At 67.6% G+C, this 17,789-nt stretch carries 14 protein-coding genes; 8 read left to right on the top strand and 6 right to left on the bottom strand.

Features of this window, described 5'->3' with window-relative positions; genetic code table 11:
- A partial coding sequence (locus IT40_RS29310) for a succinate dehydrogenase/fumarate reductase transmembrane subunit (protein WP_036757855.1) occupies positions 1-205 on the top strand: 205 nt, incomplete at its 5' end.
- A 32-nt stretch (positions 206-237) separates the two neighbouring features.
- On the opposite strand, the gene IT40_RS17535 is transcribed toward IT40_RS29310, so the two are convergent.
- From IT40_RS17535 to IT40_RS17520, 4 genes are read right to left on the bottom strand one after another with little or no spacing between them, the layout of a single operon-like run.
- A complete protein-coding gene (locus IT40_RS17535) occupies positions 238-1,857 on the bottom strand; it encodes an acyl-CoA dehydrogenase family protein (RefSeq protein WP_052096104.1) in 1,620 nt (539 codons plus the stop codon).
- Positions 1,854-2,735, bottom strand: a complete 882-nt coding sequence (locus IT40_RS17530) for an amidohydrolase family protein (protein ID WP_036757852.1) — start codon at positions 2,733-2,735, stop codon at positions 1,854-1,856. Before IT40_RS17530 ends, IT40_RS17535 begins: the two co-directional genes overlap by 4 nt.
- Before the next feature lie 13 nt (positions 2,736-2,748).
- The gene (gene mhpT / locus IT40_RS17525) at positions 2,749-3,960 is read right to left on the bottom strand and encodes a 3-(3-hydroxy-phenyl)propionate transporter MhpT (RefSeq protein WP_052096103.1); all 1,212 of its coding nucleotides are present in this window, start codon (positions 3,958-3,960) and stop codon (positions 2,749-2,751) included.
- Between the two features lie 50 nt (positions 3,961-4,010).
- The gene (locus IT40_RS17520) at positions 4,011-4,487 is read right to left on the bottom strand and encodes a MarR family winged helix-turn-helix transcriptional regulator (RefSeq protein ID WP_052096102.1); all 477 of its coding nucleotides are present in this window, start codon (positions 4,485-4,487) and stop codon (positions 4,011-4,013) included.
- A gap of 137 nt (positions 4,488-4,624) precedes the next feature.
- On the opposite strand from IT40_RS17520, the gene IT40_RS17515 reads away from it, so the two are divergent.
- The 3 genes from IT40_RS17515 (at position 4,625) to IT40_RS17505 (ending at position 8,513) form a co-directional block, all read left to right on the top strand.
- On the top strand, positions 4,625-6,076 hold the full coding sequence (locus IT40_RS17515; RefSeq protein ID WP_116171165.1) for an aldehyde dehydrogenase: 1,452 nt from the start codon (positions 4,625-4,627) through the stop codon (positions 6,074-6,076).
- Between the two features lie 80 nt (positions 6,077-6,156).
- Positions 6,157-6,987, top strand: coding sequence for a p-hydroxycinnamoyl CoA hydratase/lyase (locus IT40_RS17510; protein ID WP_036757850.1), 831 nt, complete (start codon positions 6,157-6,159; stop codon positions 6,985-6,987).
- 29 nt (positions 6,988-7,016) lie between these two features.
- Positions 7,017-8,513, top strand: coding sequence for an AMP-binding protein (locus IT40_RS17505; protein ID WP_116171162.1), 1,497 nt, complete (start codon positions 7,017-7,019; stop codon positions 8,511-8,513).
- Between the two features lie 25 nt (positions 8,514-8,538).
- Here IT40_RS17505 and IT40_RS17500 read toward each other — a convergent pair whose 3' ends face one another.
- Positions 8,539-9,255, bottom strand: coding sequence for an AraC family transcriptional regulator (locus IT40_RS17500; RefSeq protein WP_036757848.1), 717 nt, complete (start codon positions 9,253-9,255; stop codon positions 8,539-8,541).
- 262 nt (positions 9,256-9,517) lie between these two features.
- Between IT40_RS17500 and IT40_RS17495 the strand changes: the two genes are divergently transcribed.
- The 4 genes from IT40_RS17495 to IT40_RS28775 all read left to right on the top strand — a co-directional run bounded on the left by IT40_RS17495 (position 9,518) and on the right by IT40_RS28775 (position 16,504).
- A complete protein-coding gene (locus tag IT40_RS17495) occupies positions 9,518-13,054 on the top strand; it encodes an indolepyruvate ferredoxin oxidoreductase family protein (RefSeq protein WP_084197247.1) in 3,537 nt (1,178 codons plus the stop codon).
- Complete coding sequence (locus IT40_RS17490; RefSeq protein WP_036757847.1) at positions 13,020-14,252, top strand: MFS transporter; 1,233 nt, start codon at positions 13,020-13,022, stop codon at positions 14,250-14,252. The genes IT40_RS17495 and IT40_RS17490 overlap by 35 nt, the downstream gene beginning before the upstream one ends.
- 74 nt (positions 14,253-14,326) lie before the next feature.
- Positions 14,327-15,748 carry an FAD-binding oxidoreductase gene (locus IT40_RS17485; protein ID WP_166436110.1) on the top strand — a complete coding sequence of 474 codons (1,422 nt, stop codon included), beginning with the start codon at positions 14,327-14,329 and terminating at the stop codon, positions 15,746-15,748.
- Between the two features lie 591 nt (positions 15,749-16,339).
- Positions 16,340-16,504, top strand: a complete 165-nt coding sequence (locus IT40_RS28775; protein ID WP_157034086.1) for a hypothetical protein — start codon at positions 16,340-16,342, stop codon at positions 16,502-16,504.
- 257 nt (positions 16,505-16,761) lie between these two features.
- Here IT40_RS28775 and IT40_RS17480 read toward each other — a convergent pair whose 3' ends face one another.
- Positions 16,762-17,703, bottom strand: a complete 942-nt coding sequence (locus tag IT40_RS17480; RefSeq protein ID WP_036757845.1) for a LysR family transcriptional regulator — start codon at positions 17,701-17,703, stop codon at positions 16,762-16,764.
- Between the last annotated feature and the right edge of the window lie 86 nt (positions 17,704-17,789).

Genomic DNA, 17,789 nt, shown 5'->3' with positions numbered 1-17,789 from the left:
GTTGGCGGCGCCGCTCAATTCCGGGCTCATGATCCTGCTGTTGATGGCCGGCTTTCATCATGCGGCGCTGGGGCTCCAGGTTCTGGCCGAGGACTACATTCATTCCGGCGCGCGGTTCGTCGCCGCGACGGCGATCCAGCTGGCCTGCTTTGCAGGTGTCGTGTTCGGCATCGCTTCGGTGCTGCGCATCGCGCTGATGCCATAGGAAGGCGACATGGGTATCCATGATGCTTTCCCTCAATTCTGTTTCTCGTGACCAATCGGGCTTGGTCTTGCGGTCAGCGCCAGCGCCACCAGGTCCGCGTGATGGCGCAGGCGGATCGGGTGTAGCGCTGCTTCCCAGTTGGCCAACCGGGCAATCCGGTCGGGATCCGAAGCCTGCCGCGCGGCTCCCGCCAGGCGCTGCCAGACCACGGCCATGGCAGCCTCGATCGTCAGCAGCATGAAGGCATGCGCTGCAACGGCCGGGTCCGGCGCGGCCAGCATCCGCTTACGCGCGGCTTCCCAGATGGCGCGGGTTTCGGGCAGGGGGTCCAGGAACTCGGCAAAGGCCCTTGCCGCCGCCCCGTCTGCCTGCTGCAGCAGCCGCGTTGCCAGAGCCACAGCGTGAATGCCGTTCGCGCCCTCATAGATCGTGGTGATGCGAGCGTCGCGCAGTACCTGCTCGACGCGGTATTCGCGCAGATAGCCGTAGCCGCCCATCACCTGGATGGCGAGATTGGCGGCAGCAACGCCCCCTTCGGTGCAGGCGAATTTGCAGACCGGAGTCAGAATATCAACCAGGCCGGGGTGCTGGTTCAATTCCAGTTCTACCAGGGTGCGATAGGTCAGCGCCCGCCCACCGATGGCCAGTGTCTCGGCCTCGTCCAGCATCCGCCGCACGTCGGCATGCGCGTCCAGCGTCGCAGGCGCGCCCGCGGCCCGGCCCTGGCGGCGCGTCGCGGCATAGGCGCGGGCGATCTGCGCCGCCCGTGCCGCATGGGCCACGCCCTGCAAGGCCACGTCCAGACGGGCGTGGTTCATCATGGTGAACATGGCCTTCAGTCCGGCGCCTTCTGTCCCCAGCAGTTCGGCGGGTGCGGCGTCGAACAGCATCTGACAGGTCGGGGAACCGTGCAGGCCCATCTTTTCCTCGATCCGGGTGACGGACACCGGCAAGGGCTGGCCGTCCTCGTCATGCGAGGGGACCAGGAACAGGCTCAGCCCCTTGACCCCGCTGGCCGCGTCCCCGCTGCGGGCCAGAACCAGGTGCAGGATGCGCGGCGACAGATCCTGATCGCCCCCCGAGATGAAGATCTTCTCGCCCTCGATCCGCCATCCCCCGGCATCGCGGGACGCGCGGGTCCGCAGGCCCGACAGGTCGGATCCCGCGCCGGGTTCGGTCAGCGCCATGGTTGCCAGCCAGTCGCCCGAGGCGAGGCGCGGCAGCCAGCGGTCCTTCTGCTTATCCGACCCGAACAGCGCGATGGTGCGCGCCGCGCCCGGCACCAGCCCCACGACCATCTGGAAGGCATGGGAGGCGCCGGCCAGGATCTCTGTTGTTGCGCCCGCCAGGGCCCCGGATATCCCCTGTCCCCCCGCCTGCTCGGGCAAGGACAGCGCCTGCCAGCCCTGCTCGGCAAAGCTTCTGTAGGCAGCCACCAGTCCCGCCGGCATCTGGACCCGACCATCGTCCAGCCGGCAGCCGTCGCGGTCCGCGGCCTCGTCGGCGGGGGCGACCTCGCCCTCGGCGAAGCGCGCGAACTGGGTGACGACCTCGCGCGCCAGATCGGCGTCCCAATCGGGCAGCCGGCCGGCCTGCGCGACATGGTCCAGGGTGAACAGGATGTCGTCCACGGGTGCGGCGAACGGGATCATGCGGCCTCCTTCAGCCCGAGCAGCCGGGCGGCGTTGTCTTTCAGGATCTTCGGGCGGACGGCGTCGCGGATCGGCAGATCCTCGAACTCGGCCAGCCAGCCCTCGGGAGCGATCATCGGCCAGTCGGATCCGAACAGCATCCGGTCCTTCAGCAGCGTGTTGGCGTATTGGAGCAGGATCGGCGGGAAGTATTTCGGCCGCCAGCCGGACAGATCGATCCAGACATTCGGCTTGTGCACGGCGACGGCCAGTGCCTCGTCCTGCCAGGGGAACGAGGGATGGGCGGCGATGATCGGCATCGTCGGGAAATCGACGGCCACGTCGTCCAGATGCACGGGATTGGAATATTTCAGCCGCATCCCGTTGCCGCCCGGCATTCCCGCGCCCACACCGGTTTGGCCGGTATGGAACAGCGCGGGCACCCCCGCCTCGGCGATCGCCTCGTAAAGCGGCCAGGCCATGCGGTCGTTGGGATAGAAGCCCTGCATCGTCGGGTGGAACTTGAAGCCCCGGACGCCGAAGTCGCGGACCAGGCTACGCGCCTCTCGCGCGCCCATGCGGCCGCGGGCCGGGTCGATCGAGGCGAAGGGGATCAGGATATCGGCATGGCGCGCGCAGGCTTCGGCCACATCTTCGTTGGCATAGCGGCGAAAGCCGGTTTCCCGTTCGGCATCGACGGGAAAGATGACGGCGGCGATGCGCTGTTCGCGGTAATGGGCGGCCGTCTGGTCGATGGTCGGCGGGTGGTCCCATGGCGCGCGGAAATAGCGCGCCATGGCCGATTGCAAGTCGTCATAGCCGTCGTCGGCATGGCAGCCGCAGGGTTCTTCGGCATGGGTGTGAAAGTCGATGGCGCGAAGCGCGGCAAGATCCAGCATGACGGCGCCCGGCTTATGCGGGGGCGGGCGCGGCGGCCCGGCGCCTGACCAGCAGGACCACCGTGGTCAGCCCGGCGGCCAGGGTGATCGGCACAAGGCTCATCATCACGTTCGAGGGCGTGAACCCCGCCGCCACCAGGCCGCCCGCCAGCAGCGGCCCGACGATCGACCCCAGCCTGCCGACCGCCACCGCCGTGCCGACCCCGGTGCCCCGGATTTCGAACGGATAGCATTGCGGCGCCACGCCATACAAGATCGCCTGCACGCAGAGGATCGCGCCCCCGACAAGCGCGCCGCCCAGCAGCATCAGCCCCAGATTCGCGGGCAGCATCGCCAGCATCAGCAGCGCCGCGCCGGCGGCGGCGAAGCACAAGGCCACCGGGATGGCAGGGCGCGGGCGATCCAGCATCCGGCCGCCGACCAGGCTGCCCAGGACGCCGCCGATGTTGAACAGGATCTGCACGGTCGAGGCCTCGGACCGTTCCAGTCCGCGCGACACCAGAAGCTGCGGCATCCAGTTCAGCAGCAGGTAAACCACCACCAGCCCAAGGAAGAACGACAGCCACAAGGTCACGGTGGTCATCAGCGTGCCCGGCGCAAAGACCTTTGCCAGGGCGTTGCCGGCCGAGGCGACCTGGTCCTTGACCACCGCAAGCGGCGGCAGCAGGCCATGGATGAAGGGCGCCAGCACCAGCGGCATGACCCCGCCGACCAGGAAGATCGTCTGCCAATCCCCGCCATGCAGTCCCAGAATCGAGACTCCGCTGGCGATGGCCCCGCCCAGGGGCACCCCGGCATACATGATCGCGACGGCCTTGCCGCGGTCCTTCGGCTGGGCCGATTCGGCGGCGATGTTGACCAGGTTCGGCAAGGCCCCGCCCAGGCCGACGCCGGTCAGGAAACGCATCGCGACAAGCTGTTCGAAGCTGGCGGCATAGGCGGTGGCGATCGAGAAGACGCCGAAGGTGACAAGCGAGATCACCAGCCCGGCGCGCCGTCCCCAGGCATCGGCGATCCGCCCCCCCGCCAGCGCGCCGAAGATCAGCCCGAAGGTCGCGGCCGAAAAGAACAGGCCGACCTGCTGGGGCGTCAGCGCGAAGGCCGGCACCAGCTTTGGGGCCGCGACGCCGGCGGCCTGAAGGTCGAAACCCTCGATCACGGCGGCCAGGAAGGCAAGCGTCAGCGCCCGCCCCCCGCCGTGGCGGTGGTCAGAAATGGTCTGCATGTCATCCTCCCAAGGGCGGGGCTCCCTCCCCGCAGGTTTTTCGGCGCGGCCTAGCCGTCGCCGTCTTCTTTCCAGATCAGCGCCAGCATCCGGCGCAGGTCGTCACGCTCGGCCGGGGTCAGGCGGGCCAGCATCCGGTCTTCATGCGTGGCGACCAAGCCCAGCATGTGGCTGGCCTCGTCGCGCCCCTTGCCAGTGGGAAAAAGGCGCTGGATGCGGCTGTCGTTGGGGTCGGTTTCGCGCAGGAACAGCCCGCGCGATTCCAGGTCGGCAAGCACCGGAACGATGTTGGCGCGCTGCATCCGCAGCACGCGGCAAATGTCGGCGGAACTGATGCCGGGCTGTTCGGTGATCGTCAGCAGCACGCTCATCTGCACGGTCCGCAGGCCCGACGCCTCCAGCGCAGCATTGGCGCCGTGCAGGTCAAGGGCCGAGGCCCGCTTAAGGTGATACCCGACCAGATCCCGCAGCTGCCGGGGCGATTCGCCCCGGATGTACTTTGGTTTTCCTGCGGATTCACGGGACATCCCTGTCCTCCCGAGCGAGTTCTGACAATCCTGAAATTAATGCTATGAAGCATAGCAGTCAATCGCTATGTTGAATAGCAAGTTGCCCGTGCTGCGATTCGCGATCGCGCCACGAGCAGACCATGGAGGAGGAAACCATGAGCTTTGTCAGCATGAAGATCGCCGGTGCCGCGCGCATCGCATCCGATGGACGCACGTTCCGGCGCCTGAATCCGATCACGGGCGAGATGGCCAGCGAGGCGCCCGCCGCCAGCGTCGCGGATGCCAATGCCGCCGCTGATGCCGCGGCTGCCGCCTTTCCGGCCTGGGCCGCGCTTGGTCCCAATGCCCGCCGCGCCGTGCTGCTCAAGGCCGCCGATGTGCTGGCCGGCAAGGCCGATGCCTTTGTTGCCGCCATGGCCGAGGAAACCGGCGCGACCGAGCCCTGGGCGCGCTTCAACGTCACGATCGCGTCTTCCATGCTGCGCGAGGCCGCGTCCCTGACCACGCAGGTCGCGGGCGAGGTCATCCCCTCGGACAAGCCGGGCTGCATTTCCATGGCGGTGCGGGAACCCGCGGGTGTCTGCCTGGGCATCGCGCCCTGGAACGCCCCGGTGATCCTGGGCGTGCGGGCCTTGGCGACGCCGCTGGCCTGCGGCAACGCCGTGGTCTTCAAGGCATCCGAAATCTGTCCCCGCACCCATGGCCTGATCGTCGAGGCGCTGGAGGAAGGCGGCCTGCCGCCCGGTCTGGTCAGCCTTGTCACCAACGCCCCCGAGGATGCGGGCGAGATCGTGGGCGCGCTGATCGACCATCCGGCGGTGCGGCGCATCAACTTCACCGGCTCGACCAAGGTCGGGCGGATCATCGCGGAACGTGCCGCGCGGCAGTTGAAGCCCGTGCTGCTGGAACTGGGCGGCAAGGCGCCGTTCCTGGTGCTGAAGGACGCGGACCTGGACGAGGCGGTGAAGGCGGCGATCTTCGGCGCCTTCTTCAACCAGGGCCAGATCTGCATGTCCACCGAACGGATCATCCTGGCGCCCGAGATCGCAGACGACTTCGTCGCGCGTTTCACCAGGCGCGCCGCCGAACTGACGGCGGGCGACCCGCGCGACGGCAGCGCGCCGCTGGGCGCGGTGGTCGATGCCCATACCGTACAGAAGGTCATCGCCCTGATCGAGGACGCCCGCGCCAAGGGCGCGACCGTGCATAGCGCCGGTGCCGCCCAGGGCGTGCTGATGCCGGCGCAGGTGGTGGACCGCGTCACGCCCGCGATGCGCATCGCTACCGAGGAAAGCTTCGGCCCGGTCGTCGCCATCTTCCGCGCCGCGGACGAGGACGACGCCATCCGCATCGCCAATGACACCGAATACGGCCTGTCGGCGGCGGTGTTCACCCGCGACATCGCCCGCGGGCTGACCGTGGCCCGGCAGATCAAGTCCGGCATCTGCCACGTCAACGGCCCGACCGTGCATGACGAGGCGCAGATGCCGTTCGGGGGCACCAAGGATTCCGGCTATGGCCGCTTCGGCGGCAAGGCCGGGATCGCCGAATTCACCGAACTGCGCTGGATCACCGTGGAAACCCGGCCCGGCCACTATCCGCTGTAAGCCAATCCCATCGCAAACCGCATCCCCGCGCCGGACCCTTCGGCGCGGACCGGCCCCGCATATCCCGAAGGAGAACAAGAATGGCCAACGATCACGACACCGTCGCCTATGATGTCCAGGACGGCATTGCCTGGCTGCGCTTCAACCGCCCCGACAAGCGCAACGCCATGTCCCCCACGCTGAACCGCGCCATGATGGAGGCGCTGGACGAGTTGGAGTTCCGCGACGACGTGGGCGTCCTGGTCCTGACCGGCGAGGGCCAGGCCTGGACCGCCGGAATGGACCTCAAGGAATACTTCCGCGAAACCGAGTCGCAGGGCCTCAAGGGCACCCGCAAGGCGCAGCGCGAAAGCTATGGCTGGTGGCGCCGCCTGCGCTGGTATCAGAAGCCGACCATCGCCATGGTCAACGGCTGGTGCTTCGGCGGCGGGTATGGCCCGCTGTTCGCCTGCGACCTGGCCTTCTGCGCGGACGAGGCCAAGTTCGGCCTGTCGGAAATCAACTGGGGCATCCTGCCCGGCGGCGGCGCGACCAAGGTGGCGGTGGAACTGCTGCCCTTCCGCAAGGCCATGTATCACGCCATGCTGGGAGAGCCGATCGACGGCAGGACCGCTGCCGACTGGGGCCTGGTGAACGAAAGCCTGCCCCTGGCGCAGCTTCGCGACCGCGTGACCCAGGTGGCGCGCGCGCTGCTGGAAAAGAACCCGGTCGCGCTGAAGGCCACCAAGGACGCCGTCCGCCGCGTGGGCGCCATGACCTATGACGAGGCGGAAGACTATCTGGTGCGCGCGCAGGAAGCCGCCAACGCCTATGACAACGAGGGCCGCAAGGAAGGCATCCGTCAGTTCATCGACGAGAAATCCTACAAGCCGGGTCTGGGCGCATACGACAAGTCACGCGCAGCAAGCTGAGCCGAGGGAAAAGGGGAGGAGGAAAACAAATGCTGGACTTCATCTCGCCCGACCCGGTGGCGCTTCATGCGCGCCTCCGGCCCGGGGCGCTGGCCTGCATCGACCTGTCAGGCGACCGGCGCTGGAGCTATCGGGAACTGGACCGCGACATCCAGCAGGCCGTCGCCGTGCTGCTGGATGAAGGAGTGGGCCGGGGCGACCGGGTGGCCGTCCTGGCCCGCAACAGCGTGCATCAGGTGATCCTGCAACAGGCGCTGATGCGGCTGGGCGCGATCTTCGTGCCCCTGAACTGGCGGCTGACGCGGCCCGAACTGGGACAGTTGCTGGCCGATTGCACGCCGGCGATCCTGTATACGGACGATGACCTGCCTGCCTTGCCCGCGGGATGCCGCGGCGCCAGCTTCACGGGCTTCGCGGCGGCGGTGGATGCGGCGCGACCCGCCCCGCGCCCCGCGCCCCATTCGGGGCACGATACGTGCATCATCCTTTACACCTCGGGGACATCCGGCGTGCCCAAGGGGGCGCTGCTGACCTCGGCGTTCCTGCTGGCCACCGGCGTGAACTTCAACGTCCTGGGCGAGGTGGATACCGGCGCCGTGTTCCTGTGCGACAGCCCGATGTTCCATGTCATCGGCATCGTCACGCAGATCTGGCCGCCCATGCTGCGCGGAGGCACCTTCATCGTCTCTCCGGGGTTCGAACCGGAACGGACGAACGACCGCCTGGGCCATCCCGCATGGGGGGTGACGCATTACTTCTGCGTGCCGCAGATGGCGGATGCGCTGCGCCATGCGCCGAACTTCGACCCTGACCGCTGGACCCGGCTCAAGGCGCTGTTCACCGGCGGCGCGCCGAACCCGCCCGCCAATATCCGCTGGTGGCTGGACCAGGGCGTGCGCATGGTCGATGGCTATGGCATGACGGAAACCGGCACCACGCTGGGGATGCCGCTGTCGCCCGACCTGCTGCGCGAAAAGGCGGGCGCGGTCGGGCTGTGCGGGCCGCTGACATCCGTGCGCCTGGTGGACGAGGAGGACCGCGACGTTCCCGACGGCACGCCGGGCGAGATCCTGGTGTTCGGCCTGAACGTCATCGGCGGCTATTGGAACCGCCCCGAGGAACGCGAGCGCGCCTTCACCGAGGACGGCTGGATCCGCACGGGCGATATCGGCTGCCGCGACAAGGACGGCTTCATCTCGGTCGTGGACCGGCGCAAGGACATGTTCATCTCGGGCGGCGAGAACGTCTATCCGGTCGAGGTCGAGGCGGCCCTGCGCGAACATCCCGCCGTCCGCGAGGCGGCGGTGATCGGCATCCCAGACGACCGCTGGGGCGAGGTCGGCCGGGCCTATGTGATCGCGGCCCCCGGCCACGACCCGCAGGCCGAGGATCTTGGCCGCCACTGCCAGGCGCTGATCGCGCGCTACAAGGTTCCCAAGGAGTTCGTCTTCGTGTCCGACCTGCCCCGCACCGGATCGGGCAAGGTGATGAAACATATCCTGCGCCGCGAGGCGGTTGACGCCTGAATCTATGCCGCCTGCCCGCCTGGGGTCAGCCCCCAGCCGGCAGGCGGCGGCGAAAGGCGCCGGGGCTTAGTCCCATCTGGCTGCGGAACCGGCGGGTGAACGCGCTCTGGTCGGAATAGCCGCAGGCCTGCGCAACCTCGGCGATCGGGTCAGTGCCGTCTTGCAGCAATTGGATGGCATGGCCCAGCCTCAGCTTGTGCTGGAAATCGCGCAGGGTGGTACCGAAGACCTTCTTGAAATCGCGTTCCAACTGGGACGGCGAAATCTCGGCCATTTCCGCCAGCTTGTGCAGCTCCAGCGGCTGTTCGAAATGTTCCCGCACATGGTCGGCGGCCGTGACAAGGCGGCGCAACTGCATCGTGTCGGCCAGCCATCGCGCCGTGCCGCAGACGCCGACCGTCGTGCCCGCCACGTCGCGCACCGGCGTGCGCGTGAACAGCAGCGCGGCCCGCCGGCTGCGCCGGGTCGAGGTCAGGTGCAGGTGATTGGTCACTGCGGTGCCGGCGGCCAGCACCCCCAGATCAAGCTGTTCGTAATACTGCGCCAGATGCGGCGGGAAGAAATCCCCGGCCATGCCGCCGATCAGATCCGACGCCTGCCGGACCCCGCACAGCTTTGCCATGCTGCTGTTGGCCGCGACATAGCGCAGCTTGTCGTTCTTCACGAAGAACGGGCAATCGGGAAGCGGCTCGAGAATGGCTTCCAGAAACTCCAGATCGGCAAGTCCCAGCAGGCGCGGCATGGACGTTCCTTGTTGTGCCGGTATGAGCAGCGCATCCTAGCAAGTTTTGCATCGGCATGGAATTGGCATGGCTGCGGCTGCGCGCCGAAAAGACGCGCGGATCAAGCCTGGCTGAACGAATCGGAATGGCGGATGCAGCGTCGGCGCGATGCGACAAGGGAACGCTTGTGCCGAAATCGGCATGAAATCCGCCTAGAAGGCGCAAGAACGGGCCGGGCCGTCTTCCCTATTCTGCTCCGACACAGCTATCGGGAGAGTAGCCATGACAATCGCGCAGGTTTCCTTATCGGATCGGTATGACCGGCGCGAGGGCCGCATCCTGATCAGCGGCGTCCAAGCCCTGGTCCGGCTGATGCTGGTGCAGGCGGACCGCGATGCCGCGGCGGGGCTGCGCACCGGCGGTTTCGTCAGCGGCTATCGCGGCTCGCCGCTGGGCACGCTGGACGCGGCCTTCGCCTCGGCGCGCAAGTTCACCGAGACGCGCGACATCGTGGTCAGGCCCGCCGTGAACGAGGAACTGGCCGCCACCGCCATCGCGGGCAGCCAGCAGATCGACATGACGCCGCAGGCCCGCGTGCAGGGCGTCTTCGGGCTTTGGTACGGCAAGGGACCGGGGCTTGACCGGGCCGCCGACGCCATCCGGCACGGCAACTATCAGGGTTCGTCGCGCTTCGGGGGCGTGGTTCTGGCGGTGGGCGACGATCACGTCGCGAAATCCTCGACGGTGGTTTGCTCGAGCGATGAAACCGTGGCCAGCCTGCATGTGCCGCTGTTCTATCCGGCGGATGCGGCAGAGGTGGTGGAATACGGGTTGCACGGCTTTGCCCTGTCGCGGCACAGCGGATCCTGGGTCGCGCTGAAGATCGTCACCGACATCGCGGACGCGACCCGAGTCGTCGATACGGGCCGCGAGGGCTTCGCGCCGGTCCTGCCGCCGATCGCGGCGCCGGGCGGCGTCCACAGCCGCTGGCCCGACACGCCGCTGGAACAGGAACGCCGCGTGCATGACATCCGCCTGCCGGCGGTGCTGGACTATGTGCGGGCGAACCGCCTGGACCAGTCGTTCGGGCGCCGCCCGTCCAGCCGCATCGGCATCCTGGCCGCCGGGAAAAGCTGGCTGGACCTGCGCGATGCGCTTGACGCGCTGGGTCTGGACGAGGCCGCGCTGATCGAACGGGGGATCGCGCTCTACAAGCCCGCGATGATCTGGCCGCTGGAACCTCAGGGGTTGCTGGAATTCGCCTCGGGCCTTCACACGGTGGTGGTGGTCGAGGAGAAGGCGGGCTTCCTGGAACGGCAGGCCAAGGACATCCTCTATGGCCGCCCGGACGCCCCGGCAATCCTCGGCAAGCTGGACGGGACTGGTGCGCCGCTGATGGCGCAGACCGGCGATCTGTCGCCCGAAACCATCGCCGCCGCCCTGGGCCGCGTGCTGCCGGGCCTGCCGCGGGACATGGCCGGGACCGGCCGGAAACTGGCGGACCTGGCCGAATACGCCCTGCCGCCGGTGGTGCGCAAGCCGTTCTTCTGTTCCGGCTGCCCGCACAACCGGTCCACCGTCCTGCCCGACGGCAGCCGCGCCTATTCGGGGATCGGCTGCCACGGCATGGCCGCCCTGGGACGGCCGCGCCATTCCTCGTTCTGCCAGATGGGCGGCGAGGGGGTGCATTGGGTCGGCCTGGCGCCCTTCACGGACGAGCCGCATGTCTTCGCCAATCTGGGCGACGGCACCTATTTCCATTCGGGCATCCTGGCAATCCGGCAGGCGGTCGCGTCGGGGGTGAACCTGACCTACAAGCTGCTTTACAACAGCGCCGTGGCGATGACCGGCGGCCAGGCCGTCGATGGCGAGTTGTCGGTCGGCCAGTTGATCGCCCAGGTCAGGGCCGAAGGCGTGACCGATGTCATCCTGGTCACCGACGAGCCCGGCCGCTACGGCGCCGCCGACCCGCTGCGCGGCCAGGTCCTGCGGATCGCGCACCGGGACGAGATGGACGCCGTCCAGAAAGACATGCGCACCCGTCCCGGCGTCAGCGTCATCGTCTATGAACAGATGTGCGCCACGGAAAAGCGCCGGCTGCGCAAGCGCGGCAAGCTGGCCGAACCGGCCGAACGCGTCTTCATCAACGATCTGGTCTGCGAGGGCTGCGGCGACTGCTCGGCCAAGTCGAACTGCCTGTCGGTGGAGCCGCTTGAGACCGCCTTCGGCACCAAGCGGCGCATCAACCAGTCCAGCTGTAACAAGGATTTCAGCTGCGTGACTGGCTTCTGCCCCAGCTTCGTGACCGTCGCGGGCGGCACGCCGCGCAAGACCCGCAGCGCCGCCCGGCTCGAGGACCTTCCCGTCTTGGACAAGCCGCCCGCCGCCCCCCCGCCCCCGATCCAGCGGACGGTGGTGGCGGGCATCGGCGGCACCGGCGTCGTGACCATCGGCGCGCTTGTCGCGATGGCGGCCCATATCGGCGGGCGGCAGGCGGGCGTCATGGACCAGGTCGGGCTGGCGCAGAAGGGCGGCGCGGTCGCCAGCCACATCACCATCGCCGACCGGCCGATTGCCGCGCTACGCATCCCGGCCCGCGGCGCCGACCTGATCCTGGTCTGCGACCAGATCGTCGGCAACGGCCGCGACATCATGGCGGCGGTCGATCCGGGGCGGACCCATGTCCTGGTCAATTCCGACACGCCGATCACCGGGGATTTCACGCAGGACCGCAACGCGCTTGTCGATCCCACGCTGCTGGGCCGGCGGATCGAGCACCGGGTGGGCACGGGGCGGGTCGCGGCGCTGCCCTTCACCCGGCTGGCGGACCGGCTGTTGGGCGACGCCATCGGCTCGAACCTGATGATGGTCGGCTATGCCTGGCAGCGGGGCTGGATCGCCTTCGACCGCGCGGATTTCGACAGCGCCATCGACCTGAACGGCACGGCGGTGGCGATGACCCGGATGGCCTTCGAATGGGGCCGCAGGCTTGCCGCCGATGCCGATGCCGTCATGCGGATCACCGGACTGGCGGGAGCGGAGCCCCAGGCCGAGACGCTGGACCGGATCATCGCCCGCCGGGCCGAATTCCTGGCCACCTATCAGAACTGCGCCTATGCCGACCGCTTCCTGACGAAGGTTGCCGCCGTGCGCGAGGCCGAGACGCGGATCTCGGCCGATGGCGCGCTGACGCAGGCGGCCGCCCGGTCGCTGTTCAAGCTGATGGCCTACAAGGACGAATACGAGGTCGCGCGCCTCTATGCCGACGGCAGCTTCGCCAAGGCGCTGACGGAGCAGTTCGAGGGCGATCTGAAACTGTCCTTCCATCTGGCCCCGCCCCTGCTGGCGCGGCGCGACAAGGCCACGGGCGCGCCGCGAAAGCTGCGGTTCGGGGGCTGGATGATGCCGGTCTTTCGGGTGCTCGCCCGGTTCCGGGGACTGCGGGGCACCCCCCTCGACCCCTTCGGCCGGACCGGGGAGCGCCGCACGGAACGCGCCCTGATCCGCGAATACGAACAGGTGCTCGACCGGCTGCTGGCCGGGCTGGACGCGGACCGGCTGGCCGAGGCCACCGCCATCGCCGCCTTGCCGATGGAGATCCGCGGCTTCGGCCACGTCAAGGACCGGGCGGTGGCGGCGTTCCGCGCCGAACTGGCGCAACGAATGGCGCGCTACGAGGCGCCTCCGGGGGAGGCCGGGGAGGACCGCGAGCCGAGAGTCGCGCAAGGGGCCGATAGCGGCACGCAGGAGGGCCATCCGACAATTCACGCAAGGGAGGAGAACCATGGGCTACACAATCACGCGGGTGCCGCCCGATGATACGGCACCCCGATCCACCGGACAGTTCGTCTTTCTGGTGGCGACCTGCATCCTGATCATGGTGCTCGAGGGCATCGACATCCAGGCGCTCGGCGTGGCGGCGCCGGTGCTGATGCCCGCGCTTGGCATCGACGCGGCGCAGTCGGGGATCATCTTCGGGATTGCCCAAGTGGGCGGCGTGTTCGGCGCGGTGCTGGGCGGCAGGCTGTCCGACATCTGGGGGCGGCGCAACGCGCTGCTGCTCTCGACGCTCCTGTTCGGCGCGGGCACCCTGGCGACCATCGTCGCCTTCGATTTCAACAGCCTGCTTGTCATCCGCACGCTGACCGGCTTCGGGATCGGTGCGGCCCTGCCCAACGTGATCGGCCTGGCGGCCGAGGCGGCGCCCGCGCGGCACCGGATCAAGACCGTCACCGTGGTGCTGGCGGGAATGCCGCTGGGCGGGGCCGTCGTGTCGCTGTTCGCGGCCGTGATGATGCAGCGGCTGGGCTGGCAGTCGCTGTTCGTTCTGGGCGGCGCCCTGCCGCTGGCGCTGATGTTCCTGCTGATGCTGGTGCCGAACCACCGGCCCGTGCGTCCGGCGGAGGCCGCCGAGCGGGGCAGCGTCGTCCGGCTGCTCAGCGAGCGGCGCCGGGCCACCCTGCTGCTGTGGGTCGTGTTCTTCCTGACCTCGGGCGTTCTCTACATGATGCTCAACTGGCTGCCGAGCCTGATGCACGCCCGCGGCTTCACGGTGGTCGATGGCCAGATGGCGGCGCTTTATTTCAACATCGCCAGCGTTCTAGGGCCGGTGACGATGGGCTGGCTGATCGACCGGCACGGCTACAGGTTCATCCTGCCGCTCTGCTACGGCGGTCTTCTGGCGGGGATCCTGGGCATGGCGCTGACGGCGACGCTTCCCACGCTGCTGGCCAGCGTGACCGTCGTCGGCTTCTTCCTGATGGGCGCGCAGTTCTCGCTCAACGGTGTGACCTCGATGCTCTACCCGCCCGAGATCCGCGGCTTCGGCGTGGGAGCGGCCTTGGCGGTCGGGCGTGTCGGCTCGATCATCGGTCCCTTTGCCGCCGGTGTGATCCTGCAGGGCGGCGGCGGGACCGCGGGCGTGCTTGCCGCGATCATCCCCTTCGTCGCCATCGGTGCGGTGACCATGGCGCTGCTGGGCCGGTCCGAAGCGCGGGCCCCGGCACAATCGGCCTGACGCCGCCGCGGCGGGCCGTCCGCCACCGGGCGGCCCGCAAAGCCGAACCGATAAAGCCACCGATGGAGCCGCATATGACGACCCTTCAAATCCTGCGCGAGCTTCGCAGGGAACTTCCTGCCGAGGTGGTGATCTGCGACCCGGACGCCATGGCACGCTACAGGGACGATGCCTCGGGCGAGCCGGGCGGGATGCCCCTTGCCGTGCTGCGCCCCGCCTCGGTCGATGAGCTTGCCGCGGCGGTGCGGCTTTGCAACCGCCATGCGGTCGGGATCGTGCCCCAAGGCGGGCGCACCGGCTTGTCGGGGGGCGCCTGCGCCCATGCCGGCGGCGTAGTCGTCTCGACCGAGCGGATGAACGGCATCATCCATCTGGACCGCAGGGCGATGACCCTGACGGCATGGGCGGGCACGCCCCTGCAAGTGATCCAGGAGGCGGCGCTGGCCGCGGGCCTCGAATATCCCGTTGACATCGGCGCCAGGGGGACTGCGACGATCGGTGGCACGGTCGCCACCAATGCCGGCGGGATTCGCGTCATCCGGCATGGCATGACGCGCAGCCACGTCGCGGGCCTGGAAGTGGTGCTGGCCGACAGCACGGTCATCGACGATCTGCAACGGCTGGAAAAGGACAATGCCGGCTATGACCTGAAGCATCTCTTCACCGGCAGCGAAGGCACCCTGGGCATCGTGACCCGCGTCTGCCTGCGCCTGAAACACGCAATGCCCTATACCGAAACCGCCCTGCTGGGCCTGCGAGACCACGAGGCCGCCTTTGCGCTGCTGGAAGCCGCGCGGGCCCAGTTGGGCGAGAGCTTGGTGGCCTTCGAGGGGATGTGGCCGGATTTCTTCGCCCATGTCTGCGACGAGGCCGCGCTGTGCCGCGCGCCGCTGGCCGGACGGCAGGGCTTCTATGTCTTGGTCGAGGCCGCCCATCGCAGCGGCGCGGGCGCGGAGGGGTTCCATGCCTGGCTTTCCGAGATGCTGGAAAGCGGCCGGGTCGAGGACGGCGCCGTTGCCCGATCCGGGGCGGATGCGGCGGCGCTGTGGAAGATCCGCGAAAGCGTGACGGAACTGCACCGATCCTTCGGGCCGCACCTCAGCTTCGACATCGGGCTGCCGCCCCCTGTGGTGGGCCATTTCGCCGAGGCGGTGGCCGGGGTGCTGCGGGACCGCAGAACCCTGCAATTCGGCCATGTCGGCGATGGCAACCTGCATCTGCTGGTGGCGAGAGAGGCGGGCGATACGGATCACGACATAGAACAGCCGGTTTTCGAGCTGGTGCGGCAATGGCACGGCACGGTTTCGGCCGAACACGGCATCGGTCTGCTGAAGCGGGACTGGCTAGGGCACAGCCGCAGCCCCCAACAGCGCGACGTCATGCGGCGCATAAAGCACGGGCTGGACCCGGCAGGGATCATGAACCGGGGCAAGCTGCTGACCAGCCCTTCCTGTCCGGAATCGGTCCTAGAAGACCCGACTGCCATGTCGATGTGAGAGGTTGACACTATGGTCAGATCGCAGCCCATGGCACAAGACCAAGGGCCACCGCCAGCGGCACAGGACCGGCTCCTCGGCTCCGGCGCTGATCGGAAGGTGCCTTCCCATGAGACGAGTCCCCTTGTCCACTCGTCGCAAAAACGGACTGCCGTCAGCATCCCGATCCGGTCTCGGGGTGGCCGCGTTGGCAACAAGGACAGGACGAATTCAGCCTCCCTCCCAGTACCCTGCGGAACTTGGACACTGGATGAGTTTGCGCCTTGCCAGCCGTTTTCTTGATATCGCCCAGCATTTGCCCCGTCAGCCCAGATGACCCACCGGTAACAGCCCCACGATGGGACAGCAGGGCAGCGGGGTTTAGGGTGGACAAGCTGGTCGACCCGGCCCAAGATCCTGGAGGCGGTGGTTTCGCAGCGTGCCGGGTCTCGGCCAGATTCCCTACATACGGCAAAGCCCGCAGCCTGCGACGAAACATTCGGAAAACCGCTCAACCGAAAGCCCTGTCATATTTGCTGTCGCGGGTGATCGCGAAACGCAGCCTCGAAAGTCGGGCTGGTTCCGTCCGAGATCGACAAACCGCATCGGGCTGTGGCCGCAAGTGCTGCTGATGATCTGGGTCGGATCGGCGCGCTGAAACATCATGGTGTCGCCTCCGATTTTATCACCTTTTTGGATCGATTCGGTGATCGAGCGTTCCGCGTCGATGACAATGGTGTGGAAATCCTCGTATTGCCGGTTTGGGCGATCAATTGATGGCAGCGCATCGCCACATGGCTAAGATCAAGAAGCGCCCGAAGGCTGTCCAGGACCGTGCATGTTCTGACGGGACAAGGCGTCACGCGCGGCGACCAAGGTGGCGGCGCAGGCCCGCAACAGCGTCTATCAGGTTATTCTGCAACAGACGCTGTTGCGCATCGGCGCGATCTCCATGCCGCTGAACTGGCGCCTGGAGCGGGCATAAAAATCTGTTCGAAGTTGCTATCAACAGCAATTTTCTTAGGCAAGTCAGGTTACGCAGAACTCATCAGATGCTCACCTGGCCACCGACCTTCAGCCACGGTATCGGCCAAGATTGTGGAGATGAGCTTGCGCATCTCGTCATCGACCCTTCGCCGCGGTTGGTTTGCGCGAACGACGAGATAAAGCGTCCGGGTCAGTTCGGGATCTTTAATCCTGCGCGCATGCAGGTGGCCCTGCACAAGCTCTCCGGCCACCGTGGCACGGGCGAGGATCGCACAGCCCAGGCTGGCCCGCATCGCCTGGATCAGCGCGCTAAGTGATTCGATCTCCAGTCGCGGATGCGGGGTGATCTGCCGGCGCAGGAACTGGCTGTGCACGATGGACCGCGAGGATCGCACTAAGTTCAAGGCCAGCACCTTGCCCCTCGGGATCTCCTCGAAGGAGATCGGCGTATCCTGTCGCCCGATCATCTGCGGAAGACCAATAAGATAAAGGTGTTCGTTCAGGACGGGCGTCGCGTCGAAGCGGCTATCGTCCGGCGGATGATAGGCCACGGCCAAGTCGATCTCGCCCCGTAGCAGCATCGCCAACAGGTTGCCGCTGACGCTTTCGACGATGGTCAGGTGCATGCCCGGCAACCGTTCGGCCGCCTTCTGCATGATCGTCAGCGCCGCAACTTCAGTCGCCGTATGGCAGAGACCCAGCACGAACGGCCCGACCGCTTGTTCGGTAAAATCGCGCACATCCGCTTCCGCACGCTCCAACGCGGCAAGGATCGCCTGAGCATGTTCGTGCAGCCGCTCACCCGCCGGGGTCAAGGCGACGCCGCGCGGCCGGCGGTTGAACAGGCGCACGCCCAGCTGCGCCTCGAGTTCGGCGATGTGATGACTCAGCGCGGATTGCGCGACGCCCAGATCCTGGGCGGCATGGCCAATAACGCCGGTGCGGGCGATATGCTCGAAATAGCGAAGCTGGCGCAGGCTCAGCGGCATTCATGACCATCCATCTGATTTACAGATATCGTAGATCTATATCTTCTATTTGTCCGATGCCTTGATGCTTGGCAACCTCCGCACCG

The organism is Paracoccus versutus, from assembly GCF_000763885.1.
Lineage (GTDB): Bacteria > Pseudomonadota > Alphaproteobacteria > Rhodobacterales > Rhodobacteraceae > Paracoccus > Paracoccus versutus.
This window is presented reverse-complemented; position numbering and strand designations above follow the sequence as displayed.